9 protein-coding genes, 2 tRNA genes and 3 rRNA genes are annotated in these 12,498 nt (G+C 51.6%); all 14 read left to right on the top strand.

What is annotated here, in order from left to right; translation table 11 throughout:
• The first annotated feature begins 4 nt into the window (after positions 1 to 4).
• On the top strand, positions 5 to 601 hold the full coding sequence (recR, locus tag NYE37_RS00810) for a recombination mediator RecR (RefSeq protein WP_037996544.1): 597 nt from the start codon (positions 5 to 7) through the stop codon (positions 599 to 601).
• Positions 602 to 911: 310 nt separating this feature from the next.
• Positions 912 to 1,187 carry a pro-sigmaK processing inhibitor BofA family protein gene (locus tag NYE37_RS00805; protein ID WP_165489722.1) on the top strand — a complete coding sequence of 92 codons (276 nt, stop codon included), beginning with the start codon at positions 912 to 914 and terminating at the stop codon, positions 1,185 to 1,187.
• Positions 1,188 to 1,343: 156 nt separating this feature from the next.
• A 16S ribosomal RNA gene (locus NYE37_RS00800) occupies positions 1,344 to 2,892 on the top strand.
• Positions 2,893 to 2,972: 80 nt separating this feature from the next.
• Positions 2,973 to 3,049: transfer RNA gene (locus tag NYE37_RS00795), tRNA-Ile, on the top strand.
• A 12-nt stretch (positions 3,050 to 3,061) separates the two neighbouring features.
• A tRNA-Ala gene (locus NYE37_RS00790) sits at positions 3,062 to 3,137 on the top strand.
• Between the two features lie 128 nt (positions 3,138 to 3,265).
• Positions 3,266 to 6,201, top strand: a 23S ribosomal RNA gene (locus tag NYE37_RS00785).
• 64 nt (positions 6,202 to 6,265) lie between these two features.
• Positions 6,266 to 6,380: ribosomal RNA gene (gene rrf / locus NYE37_RS00780) — 5S ribosomal RNA — on the top strand.
• The 16S, 23S and 5S rRNA genes sit together here with 2 tRNA genes alongside, the layout of an rRNA operon.
• Positions 6,381 to 6,849: 469 nt before the next feature.
• Entirely contained in the window at positions 6,850 to 7,044 is a 195-nt protein-coding gene (locus NYE37_RS00775; protein WP_049720795.1) for a sigma factor G inhibitor Gin, read from the top strand.
• Positions 7,045 to 7,606: 562 nt separating this feature from the next.
• On the top strand, positions 7,607 to 9,022 hold the full coding sequence (locus NYE37_RS00770; protein ID WP_165489721.1) for an aminotransferase class I/II-fold pyridoxal phosphate-dependent enzyme: 1,416 nt from the start codon (positions 7,607 to 7,609) through the stop codon (positions 9,020 to 9,022).
• Positions 9,023 to 9,056: 34 nt separating this feature from the next.
• Positions 9,057 to 9,683 carry a dTMP kinase gene (gene tmk, locus NYE37_RS00765; protein ID WP_049720797.1) on the top strand — a complete coding sequence of 209 codons (627 nt, stop codon included), beginning with the start codon at positions 9,057 to 9,059 and terminating at the stop codon, positions 9,681 to 9,683.
• Positions 9,684 to 9,943: 260 nt separating this feature from the next.
• Positions 9,944 to 10,774: a PSP1 domain-containing protein gene (locus NYE37_RS00760; protein WP_037997929.1), complete on the top strand. Its 831-nt coding sequence runs from the start codon at positions 9,944 to 9,946 to the stop codon at positions 10,772 to 10,774.
• Between the two features lie 47 nt (positions 10,775 to 10,821).
• Complete coding sequence (locus tag NYE37_RS00755) at positions 10,822 to 11,187, top strand: initiation-control protein YabA (RefSeq protein WP_037997932.1); 366 nt, start codon at positions 10,822 to 10,824, stop codon at positions 11,185 to 11,187.
• 40 nt (positions 11,188 to 11,227) lie between these two features.
• The gene (locus NYE37_RS00750; RefSeq protein WP_049720829.1) at positions 11,228 to 11,515 is read left to right on the top strand and encodes a GIY-YIG nuclease family protein; all 288 of its coding nucleotides are present in this window, start codon (positions 11,228 to 11,230) and stop codon (positions 11,513 to 11,515) included.
• The gene (rsmI, locus tag NYE37_RS00745) at positions 11,487 to 12,380 is read left to right on the top strand and encodes a 16S rRNA (cytidine(1402)-2'-O)-methyltransferase (protein ID WP_340711716.1); all 894 of its coding nucleotides are present in this window, start codon (positions 11,487 to 11,489) and stop codon (positions 12,378 to 12,380) included. Before NYE37_RS00750 ends, rsmI begins: the two co-directional genes overlap by 29 nt.
• The last annotated feature ends 118 nt before the right edge of the window (positions 12,381 to 12,498 follow it).

Raw genomic sequence — 12,498 nt, 5'->3', positions numbered from 1 at the left:
AACGTTGTATGTGCCTGAACCAATCTCAAAACTGATCGAGGGATTCATGCGCTTGCCGGGGATTGGCCCCAAAACGGCTCAACGGCTGGCTTTTTATGTATTGACCATGGAAGAAGAGGACGTTTTGGATTTGGCCAAAGCATTGGTCCGGGTACAACGGGATTTGTGCCATTGTTCCGTATGCGGGTATATCACGGATCAGGACCCTTGTTATATCTGTTCCGATAAAAACCGGGACCAGTCCACCATTTGTGTGGTGCAGGACACCAAAGATTTGATCGCCATGGAACGGACTCGTGAATATAATGGCTTGTATCATGTGTTGAACGGGGCGATTTCACCCATTGAAGGAATCGGCCCTGATGATTTGAATATTCCCGGACTGTTGAAGCGGTTGGAAGACGAAAAAGTCAAGGAGCTGATCCTGGCGACCAATCCCAACATTGAAGGGGAAGCGACGGCAATGTATTTGTCCCGTTTGACCAAACCTTTCGGGTTGAAGGTGACGCGCATCGCCCACGGACTGCCGGTCGGCGGGGATTTGGAATATGCGGATGAAGTCACCCTGGCCAAAGCGCTGGAAGGCAGACAAGAGTTATAAAAATTGGTCATGAAACAGACAACCTTGTGCATAGAATGGAAGCGACACTTCCCGGGAAGCTGTCGCTTTTATTTTTGCCAGAAGAGCAGGCCGAAATGCCGGATGGGACGAAACGGACCACGTCAAAACGATCAAGGGGAGATTGTGTCCGGTTTTATTTTGGGAGGCGTCGCAGCGGAATCCATGGGGAGGAGTGTCAGAGGTTGTAAGGATGTCCGGTTGCGTTTGGATGTGTTTCCCGTTTCCATTCCTGTTTTGCCTTTTTGCCTTGATTCCGATTCCGAAAAAAATGATCCGGGGAGGGATGGGTTTGTTGGAATATCAATGGTGGATGGCTGCCGGCTTGTTGGGCGTGGTGTTTTTTATGATGATCAACCGGTCGGTGAAAAAGCCGCTGGTGTGGTTGGGAAAAGGAGTGTTGTCGACCGCTGTGGGGGCATTGGTTTTGTTTGTTTTGAACTTGCTGGGGCAATATGTGCAAATCCACATTCCGATTAATCTTTGGACGGCGTTTGTCACCGGCTGTTTGGGGATTCCGGGAATCGCTTATCTGGTGGCCGTGAAAATAATTTTTATCGGGCTATAAAAAAATCGAAAAAAGGTGTTGACTTATGTCTAATAAGGTGGTAGTATCATATTTGTCGCCGCGAGAGAGCGGCACAAACAAAGTGAAATGAAGTGTTCCTTGAAAACTGAAGAGTGAAGACATGACTCGTTAATTCTTGAGAGTTCACATCAAACTTTTTTGGAGAGTTTGATCCTGGCTCAGGATGAACGCTGGCGGCGTGCCTAATACATGCAAGTCGAGCGGGAGAATCATCCTTCGGGATGAGGATCCAGCGGCGAACGGGTGAGTAACACGTGGGCAACCTGCCCGCAAGACCGGGATAACTCCGGGAAACCGGGGCTAATACCGGATAGTCCTTTTCCCCGCATGGGGAAAAGGGGAAAGGCGGCTTCGGCTGTCACTTGCGGATGGGCCCGCGGCGCATTAGCTGGTTGGTGAGGTAACGGCTCACCAAGGCGACGATGCGTAGCCGACCTGAGAGGGTGATCGGCCACACTGGGACTGAGACACGGCCCAGACTCCTACGGGAGGCAGCAGTAGGGAATTTTCCGCAATGGGCGAAAGCCTGACGGAGCAACGCCGCGTGAGTGAGGACGGCCTTCGGGTTGTAAAACTCTGTTCTTGAGGAAGAATTCCTTCCAGGCGAACAGCCTGGAAGGTTGACGGTACTCAAGGAGAAAGCCCCGGCTAACTACGTGCCAGCAGCCGCGGTAATACGTAGGGGGCGAGCGTTATCCGGAATTATTGGGCGTAAAGCGCGCGCAGGCGGCTGATTAAGTCAGGTGTGAAAGGCTGCGGCTCAACCGCAGAGCGGCACCTGAAACTGGTCAGCTTGAGTGCAGGAGAGGGGAGCGGAATTCCCGGTGTAGCGGTGGAATGCGTAGAGATCGGGAGGAACACCAGTGGCGAAGGCGGCTCTCTGGCCTGTAACTGACGCTGAGGCGCGAAAGCGTGGGGAGCAAACAGGATTAGATACCCTGGTAGTCCACGCCGTAAACGATGAGTGCTAGGTGTTGGGGGGCTACGCCCCTCAGTGCCGAAGGTAACCCATTAAGCACTCCGCCTGGGGAGTACGGCCGCAAGGCTGAAACTCAAAGGAATTGACGGGGGCCCGCACAAGCGGTGGAGCATGTGGTTTAATTCGAAGCAACGCGAAGAACCTTACCAGGGCTTGACATCCCGCTGACCCCTCCAGAGATGGAGGTTTCCTTCGGGACAGCGGTGACAGGTGGTGCATGGTTGTCGTCAGCTCGTGTCGTGAGATGTTGGGTTCAGTCCCGCAACGAGCGCAACCCTTGTCGTTAGTTGCCAGCATTTCGGATGGGCACTCTAACGAGACAGCCGGTGAAAGCCGGAGGAAGGTGGGGATGACGTCAAATCATCATGCCCCTTATGTCCTGGGCTACACACGTGCTACAATGGCTGGTACAAAGGGCAGCGAACCCGCGAGGGGGAGCCAATCCCAAAAAGCCAGTCTCAGTTCGGATCGCAGGCTGCAACTCGCCTGCGTGAAGCCGGAATCGCTAGTAATCGCGGATCAGCATGCCGCGGTGAATACGTTCCCGGGCCTTGTACACACCGCCCGTCACACCACGAGAGTTTGCAACACCCGAAGTCGGTGAGGCAACCTTTTAGGAGCCAGCCGCCGAAGGTGGGGCAGATGATTGGGGTGAAGTCGTAACAAGGTATCCCTACCGGAAGGTGGGGATGGATCACCTCCTTTCTAAGGAGCTCATTTCGAGCAAAAACGTTTCTTCTTTCAAAGAGTCATGTCTCGCACTCTTTAGTTTTGAAGGAATACACGGGCCTATAGCTCAGTTGGTTAGAGCGCACGCCTGATAAGCGTGAGGTCAGTGGTTCAAGTCCACTTAGGCCCACCACCTTCTTAATGTGGGGCTATAGCTCAGCTGGGAGAGCACCTGCCTTGCAAGCAGGGGGTCAGCGGTTCGAATCCGCTTAGCTCCACCATGACGCACCTTGAAAATGAGATATGGAAGAAGCAAGACGAGGTTGAAGAGGCTCGTTTGACGAGAATCTTCACACGTCGCTTGTCAAGTTGCAATCACCGGGAGAAGTAATCTCCAAGAGAGCCAGTAGGGTAAGCTACTAAGGGCACACGGTGGATGCCTTGGCGCCAGGAGCCGATGAAGGACGGGACGAACACCGATATGCCCCGGGGAGCTGTAAGTGAGCGTTGATCCGGGGATGTCCGAATGGGGGAACCCGCCAGCTTGAAGAGCTGGCACCGCCATCTGAATCCATAGGATGGACGGGGGCATACCAGGGGAACTGAAACATCTTAGTACCCTGAGGAAGAGAAAGCAAACGCGATTCCCTGAGTAGCGGCGAGCGAAACGGGAACAGCCCAAACCGGTTGGCTTTGCCAACCGGGGTTGTAGGACGTCTCACACGGAGTCACAAAGGTGACGGATAGATGAAGTGGTTCTGGAAAGGCCCGCCAAAGAAGGTAACAGCCCTGTAATCGAAATCGGTCACCCTCCGAGACGGATCCTGAGTACCGCGGGACACGTGAAACCCCGTGGGAAGCAGGGAGGACCACCTCCCAAGGCTAAATACTCCCTGGCGACCGATAGTGAACCAGTACCGTGAGGGAAAGGTGAAAAGCACCCCGGGAGGGGAGTGAAAGAGAACCTGAAACCGTGTGCTTACAATCAGTCGGAGTCCTTTTAAAGGGATGACGGCGTGCCTTTTGTAGAATGAACCGGCGAGTGACGGTTACGTGCGAGGTTAAGGTGAGAAGCCGGAGCCGCAGCGAAAGCGAGTCTGAACAGGGCGAATGAGTACGTGGCCGTCGACCCGAAACCGGGTGATCTACCCATGTCCAGGGTGAAGTTCCGGTAACACGGAATGGAGGCCCGAACCTGTTGGTGTTGAAAAACCATAGGATGAGGTGTGGGTAGGGGTGAAATGCCAATCGAACCCGGAGATAGCTGGTTCTCCCCGAAATAGCTTTAGGGCTAGCCTCGGAGAGGAGTCGTGGAGGTAGAGCACTGATTGGGCTAGGGGCCCCCACAGGGTTACCGAACTCAGTTAAACTCCGAATGCCACAGACTCGTCCTCCGGGAGTCAGACTACGAGTGCTAAGATCCGTGGTCGAGAGGGAAACAGCCCAGACCGCCAGCTAAGGTCCCAAAGTAACCGTTAAGTGGCAAAGGATGTGGAGTTGCCCAGACAACCAGGATGTTGGCTTAGAAGCAGCCATCATTCAAAGAGTGCGTAATAGCTCACTGGTCAAGTGACTCTGCGCCGAAAATGTAACGGGGCTAAACGGTTCACCGAAGCTGCGGATGTCCTTCGGACATGGTAGGGGAGCGTTCCAAACAGCAGCGAAGCTGCTTCGTGAGAAGCGGTGGAGCGTTTGGAAGTGAGAATGCCGGTATGAGTAGCGAAAAGAAGGGTGAGAATCCCTTCCACCGAAAGCCTAAGGTTTCCTGAGGAAGGTTCGTCCGCTCAGGGTTAGTCGGGACCTAAGCCGAGGCCGAAAGGCGTAGGCGATGGACAACAGGTTGAGATTCCTGTACCACCTTGTTCCGTTGACGACGGGGGGACGCAGGAGGGTAGAGAATCGCGCGACTGGTTGTGCGCGTCCAAGCAGTGAGGCTGAAGAGACAGGCAAATCCGTCTCTTCTTAAGGCCAGGCTGTGATGGCGAGGGAAGTTTCAGTACCGAAGTTCTTGATCTCACACTGCCAAGAAAAGCCTCTAAGGAGGAACAAGGTGCCCGTACCGCAAACCGACACAGGTAGGCGAGGAGAGAATCCTAAGGTGCTCGGGAGAACTCTCGTTAAGGAACTCGGCAAAATGACCCCGTAACTTCGGGAGAAGGGGTGCCCCGTTAGGGTCTTCGGGCCCGAGGGGGCCGCAGTGAAGAGGCCCAGGCGACTGTTTAGCAAAAACACAGGTCTCTGCAAAGCCGCAAGGCGAAGTATAGGGGCTGACGCCTGCCCGGTGCTGGAAGGTTAAGGGGAAGAGTTAGCTCACGCGAAGCTCTGAACCGAAGCCCCAGTAAACGGCGGCCGTAACTATAACGGTCCTAAGGTAGCGAAATTCCTTGTCGGGTAAGTTCCGACCCGCACGAAAGGCGTAACGATCTGGGCGCTGTCTCAACGAGAGACCCGGTGAAATTGTACTACCAGTGAAGATGCTGGTTACCCGCGACAAGACGGAAAGACCCCGTGGAGCTTTACTGCAGCCTGATATTGAATCCGGGTACGGCTTGTACAGGATAGGTGGGAGTCTGCGAAGCCGGAGCGCCAGCTTCGGTGGAGACGCCGGTGGGATACCACTCTGGCCGTATCGGGGTTCTAACTCGCCGCCGTCATCCGGCGGGAGGACCGTGTCAGGTGGGCAGTTTGACTGGGGCGGTCGCCTCCTAAAAGGTAACGGAGGCGCTCCAAGGTTCCCTCAGCGCGGTTGGAAATCGCGCCCTCAGAGTGCAAAGGCAGAAGGGAGCTTGACTGCGAGACCTACAAGTCGAGCAGGGACGAAAGTCGGACTTAGTGATCCGGTGGTTCCGTGTGGATGGGCCATCGCTCAACGGATAAAAGCTACCCCGGGGATAACAGGCTTATCTCCCCCAAGAGTCCACATCGACGGGGAGGTTTGGCACCTCGATGTCGGCTCATCGCATCCTGGGGCTGAAGTAGGTCCCAAGGGTTGGGCTGTTCGCCCATTAAAGCGGTACGCGAGCTGGGTTCAGAACGTCGTGAGACAGTTCGGTCCCTATCTGTCGCGGGCGCAGGAAATTTGAGAGGAGCTGTCCTTAGTACGAGAGGACCGGGATGGACGCACCTCTGGTGTACCAGTTGTTCCGCCAGGAGCACCGCTGGGTAGCCAAGTGCGGAAGGGATAAGCGCTGAAAGCATCTAAGCGCGAAGCCCCCCTCAAGATGAGATTTCCCATTCCCTTCGTGGAAGTAAGACCCCTTGTAGATGACAAGGTAGATCGGTCCGGGGTGTAAGCACAGCAATGTGTTCAGCTGACGGATACGAATCGGTCGAGGGCTTTCCCTACTACTTCTCACGGTTGCATTGCTTCTTCCATCCTCATTTTCAGGGTGTGTCCATGACATCTTTGTCTGGTGACCATAGCGGAGGGGATCCACCCGTTCCCATCCCGAACACGGAAGTTAAGCCCTCCAGCGCCGATGGTACTTGGGGATGACCCCTGGGAGAGTAGGTCGTTGCCAGGCAATCAAACATCCTGAACCCTCTTAAGCAAATTGCTTAAGAGGGTTTTTGCTTTATGTGGCAAGTTTTTTGCTTCGCAAATTATTTGGATTCCATTTGATTTTGTGGATCTTTACTGCAGACTGATATTGGATCCGAATAGGGTTTCTTTGGTCAGGTGGCCCCGGGATGAAAGAAAAAATAAGAAAGATGACTTCACGTTTTTGATGTCACGTCTTTCAGATGATGATGTCTTTTATGGTCAATCAGGAATTTCATCCGATGTGTATTGGGATCGTGCATAAGTTCTTTTTTCACGGGTTAAATTAGCAAATACACATTTTTTCGGGGAAGCTTTGATAGTAATAGAAGAAAGGAAATGCGAAGCGGGGAATCATCGCGGCGCTTGGCCGGTTCTTTTTGCATAACTGTTTAAATATTGGCGAATGTGGCGAAAATAATGGCAAAGAAGGAAAGAGGCAGGGGATTTGCATGCATGAGAAAAAGGAGTGCATTGTTTGCCGGCAAAAAAGGGAACGTGGCATCAATATATTAAATCGTTTTCTTTGTGATGATTGTGAAAAAGAAATTATTGAATCCGATTCCAATCATATTTTGTATACATATCTGGTTTGGAGAATGCGCTTTTTAATCCATCAGGACGCAGAAAAAGAATTGCACGGATAAGATTTCATCCGGTTGGGGATCGGTTCCGGTGGAAGGAATCCCTACCGGAAGGCGGGATGGATCACCTTTTTTCTGTGGATGAATGATACAAAGATCGTTGAATCATCGGCAGGAAAAAGACAAAGACGAAGGGGCGAAAAAACGCCGGAAAAGATGGTTGCCAAACTTAAAAGATGGCTGCCAAAAACTTATGGAGTCCGTCTGTTATTGGTATAATAAGACGAAGTGGGTTTGGCGATGAATTGAAATGAACCGGTGATTCCATGGTCATGGGGCGGTTGTCATGAAACTGGATCTAATGGGCAAAGCAACGATCTGATGCAACAGAAACGAAAAAGGGATCAGGGCGCGTTGGTCCTCAAGGGAAGCACCGATTGCCGGTGGTTTGGGTGGATGCCGTTTTTTCAAGACCCAAAGCGGTTTCTTTCAAAACCATGTCCTTTTCACCGGACGGATCGTTCAATTGGACGGAGATTTTGTTGCAGAGAAAAAGAAAAAGAGCGAAAACCGTTGAGACTTGAATGTTCAAGTCTTTTTTCTTGTAAACGGAGGGAGAAAAAATTTGGATCAGACGAGAGCGCCAATATTTGATGCATTAAAAGAACATGTGGCACGAAAGTGGATCAATTTCCATGTGCCGGGCCATAAACAGGGGCAAATGTTTGACCGGGAAGCATTGGAATGGTTTCATCCTCTTTTATCCATGGATTTGACGGAAGTGGGGCAGCTGGATGATTTACACCAGCCGACGGGAGTCATTAAAGAAGCCCAGCAGCTGGCGGCGGAAGCTTTTCGGGCAACAACGACTTATTTTTTGGTGGGGGGGACGACCGCCGGCAACTTGGCTGCGATTTTGGCATGTTGTCCATCCGGGGGTTCGGTGATTGTGCAGCGAAGCAGCCATCAATCTGTGTTTCACGGCTGCATGTTGGCAGGAGCCAAGCCTGTTTATTTGAAGACCGGTTTTGATGAATGCGGAGTGGAAAAGCCGGTTTCCCCCCGGGAAATTGAACGGATTTTAAAGGAAGATGATTCGGTGAAAGCGGTGGTCCTGACCAGTCCGTCCTACTATGGCAGGGTTCAACCGGTCCGGGAAATTGCGCAGGTTTGCCACCGGCATCGGGTTCCGCTCATCGTGGATGAAGCCCATGGGGCGCACTTTGGATTTCACAAAGCACTGCCGCAGTCTGCCATGGATTTGGGAGCGGATATTGCTGTTCAGTCCACCCATAAGATGTTGCCTTCCATGACCATGTCGTCCATGTTACACTTGCAAGGCCAAAGGGTTTCCCCTGACGAAGTGCGTCACTGGCTGCGGGTGATCGAATCAAGCAGTCCTTCTTATCCACTGATGGCCTCCTTGGATGTGACACGCCGTCTTATGGCGACAGAAGGGGAAAGGCTCTTGGACCGTTTGTTAACCGATCTGGAATATTTCCGGGGAAATATCCAATCTCTTCAATCTTTGTCTGAGCTAAAAGCGGATGATCCATTGAAATTCACCTTGACGGCCAATGGAAAAATAACGGGATTCCAATTGGCCGATCGGCTGAAACAGGAAGGCATTCATGCGGAATTGGCCGATCCGTTGTCCGTATTGTTGGTTTTGGGTCTGGGAACCACCCGGGAGGATTTAAAGATCCTGTGGAAAGCTCTAAAAAAAATTGATCAATCTCTTGCAGGGATTCCTGCTTCCTCTGCCAAGGTTTCCTTTGCTTTTGCAACGGATACGCAAAAAGTCCGCCTGCCACTGAGCGAACTTCGCCGCCGGTCTTTCCGGGCGGTGCCCTTAAGTGAAGCCGCGGGCAAGGTCGCCGTGGAGATGGTGGTTCCTTATCCGCCGGGAATCCCGGTGGTGCTGCCCGGAGAGACATGGACCCGGGAAGCGCAGGAAACCATTGAAACCATTCTCAAAGGCGGCGGGCAAGTGCGGGGGGTTTCACAACATTTCAATCCCACCGTGAATGTGCTAACCTGAATACGTTGAGCCAAGCGCAGGATGGAGGAGAACGATGAAAGGAAAGTTTATTACTTTTGAAGGTCCGGAAGGAGCCGGAAAAACAACACAAATCAAGCGGGTTCACCAATATTTGCAAAAGCGGCGGGTTCCTTGCCTGGTGGTGCGGGAACCCGGGGGGACCATCATCGGGGATCGTGTGCGGGAAATTTTGCTCGATCCCGGCCGGAGCGAGATGAAATGGAAGACCGAGGTGTTGTTGTATGCCTCTTCCCGTGCCCAGCTTGTCAATGAAGTGATCCGCCCCCATTTGGATCAGGGAATGGTGGTGCTTTGTGACCGCTATATTGATTCAAGCTTGGCTTATCAAGGTTACGGGGTTGAAAAAGATGTGGAGGAAGTGAGAAAACTGAACCAATGGGCCACGGACGGATTGATGCCGGACCGTACGTATTTGCTCGACATCCCGGTGGAAGTGGGCCGAAAACGGCTGTTGAGCCGCGGAGGGAAGAAGGATCGCATGGAGTTGAAAGAGAAAATGTTTCATGAACGGGTCCGCAAAGGGTTCCGGCAAATTGCTTCTAAAGAGCCGTCCCGCTTTTGCACCATCCGTGCGGAACAGTCCGGCGACAGAGTGTTTCAGGAGATCGTGGAGGATCTGAATTCATGGTTTCTCCGTTAATCTGAAATAGAATTTGCTCAACTTTTATCATCGATGATAAAATGTTATCAAAGGTTCTGAGCACTGGTTTGTGCAAAACTTTTGGAACCTGATAACCAAACGGTTGCATAAGATTCCGAACGCGTTGAGATAGATTTTTTCCGAACTTGTTGCAAAACAGGTGATGTTTGCCGCTTGCCTTACCGGCGGATGACTGGCCGATATGCAACCTCTGGCCATACTGGTCTTCAGGGTATTGGCTGTTTTGGAGGGATTGCTGCATGCAAAGAGTAATAGGTGTCCGCTTCCGACAAGCGGGTAAGATATATTTTTTTGATCCACTCGATTTCGAGGTGAAACGCGGAAATTACGTGATTGTGGAAACAGTTCGCGGAATTGAATATGGACAAGTGGTTTCCGGCATACGCTATGTAAAAGATGACGAGGTGGTTTTGCCACTGAAACCGGTGATCCGGATTGCCACGGAACAAGACAAAAAGCAAGTGGAGGAGAATCAAAAGGCAGCAAAATCAGCAATGGGAGTCTGTCTGGAGAAAATACGCAATCACGGGTTGGAAATGAAGCTCGTGGATGCCGAATATACATTTGACCGGAATAAAATCATTTTTTATTTTACAGCAGACGGTCGGGTGGACTTCCGGGAATTGGTGCGGGATTTGGCTGCCGTTTTTCGAACCCGCATCGAATTGCGCCAAATCGGAGTCCGGGATGAAGCGAAGATGCTCGGGGGACTGGGCCCTTGCGGCCGGGTTCTCTGCTGCTCCTCCTTTTTGGGGGACTTTGAACCGGTTTCGATCAAGATGGCCAAAGATCAAAACCTTTCATTAAATCCGGCCAAAATATCCGGGTTGTGCGGCCGATTGATGTGTTGCCTCAAATTTGAAAATGAGGTGTATGCAGAGGCCAAACAGCTCCTGCCCGATTTGGGCGAACAGGTCGTCACCAAAGAAGGAATGGGTAAAGTGATATCAATAAACATGTTGGAGCGTCGGGTTCTGGTGGAACTGGCGGATACCGGCGCCATGGTTGAATATGACATTGAGGATGTAACCATCGGCGGATCTCCGCAGGCCAGCGGAATGAAATCATAGATGAAAAAATCTTAACCGTTTTTGGTGCTTGAACGAGGTGGGGGGGCTTGGACAAGGAAGAAATCTTTAAACGGATCGCGCGTGTCGAAGAACAAATCGGTGAATTATATATCGAATTGGGCGGTCTGAAAGAGCAGATTGTGGAATTGATCGAGGACAACACTCGGCTGGTTATGGAAAATCAACGGTTACAGGAAAAGGAAGAGGCAAGGGTTCTTGCATCAAACCGGGATCAAACCCGGGCAGGAAACAAGGAACAAGACGAAGAAGACGTTGGACAAGGAGTTCATCATCTGGTTGATTTATACGATGAAGGATTTCATATTTGCAATGTTCACTACGGTCGTATGCGCGGTGAAGGGGATTGCCTGTTTTGCATTGCCTTTCTCAATAAATCATCGAAAGAAAAATGACGCCGGGATCCCGGCGTTTTTTTATGCGGAGAGGGGAAAAATGTCCAAACTTTATGTCGTTTATATCCTGGAATGCAGTGACGGAACCCTGTATACGGGAATCACCAATCGTTTAAAGCAAAGAATGAAATCCCATCAACAGGGGAAAGGTGCCAAATATACACGCGGGCGGTTGCCCGTCCGGTTACGATATGTGGAAAGAGGGGGCGATAAATCTTGGGCTTTGAAACGGGAAAGAGAAATCAAAAAAATGTCCAGGCGAAAGAAGTGGGAATTAATCAAAAAAAGGGGAGTCATGGATGGAGATTCAAAAGAGTTTCATGAATGAAGGACAAGAAGGGACGCTTTATGTTGTCGGGACCCCGATTGGCAATTTACACGATTTCAGTCCGAGGGCCCGCGAAATATTGGAGCAAGTGGATATCATTGCGGCGGAAGACACACGCCATACCCGCAAGTTGCTCAGCGCGTTCGGGATCCGGGGAACGCTGGTCAGTTACCATGAGCATAACAAGCAATCCAGAGAGCCGGAACTTATCCAAAAGTTGATGGATGGCAAAAACATTGCGCTGGTCAGCGATGCGGGGATGCCCGGCATTTCCGATCCCGGCGAACCGCTCATCCAAAAGGTCACCAGCCGGGGGATTCCCGTGGTTCCGATCCCTGGCCCCAATGCGGCCGTCTCCGCTCTGGTGGCTTCGGGGCTTCCCACACAACCGTTTGTTTTTATCGGCTTCTTGCCCAGGGGAAAAAAGGAACGGAAGAAGGAGTTGGAAAGCTGGCGCTTGATTCCGGCCACCCTGATCTTTTATGAAGCCCCCCACCGGTTGCCGGAGATGTTGAAAGATCTGCTGGAGGTTCTGGGAAACAGGAATGTGGCCATTTGCCGTGAACTGACCAAAAAACACGAAGAATGGTTGAGGGGAAAATTGAGTGACGGGCTGGATTATTTCAAGGAGAAGGAAGCGCGGGGGGAATTTACGATTGTGGTGGAAGGAGCGGACCTTTCCCGGACGGAAGATACGGAGCCGGAAGAAGAATGGCATTCATGGTCCATTCATGAACATGTCGAAAAATATATCAGTCAGGGATGGACAAAGAAAGAAGCGGTGAAGCAAGTGGCCCGGGAACGTTCCCTGCCCAAGCGTGAAGTGTACAACGCTTATCACAAAAACGGGGCGGATGTGGAATAAATCCGGTTGGAATGGAGCAGACAAAAAGAAAAAAGCAAAGGAATTCCAGTAGCATGTCCGTTTCATGTATAATTGAAACGATAAAGGAAGCGGTTTTTTATTTCTGGAGGTGAATCGT

The organism is Thermoactinomyces sp. FSL K6-2592, from assembly GCF_038006465.1.
GTDB classification, from domain to species: Bacteria; Bacillota; Bacilli; order Thermoactinomycetales; family Thermoactinomycetaceae; genus Thermoactinomyces; species Thermoactinomyces vulgaris.
This window is presented reverse-complemented; position numbering and strand designations above follow the sequence as displayed.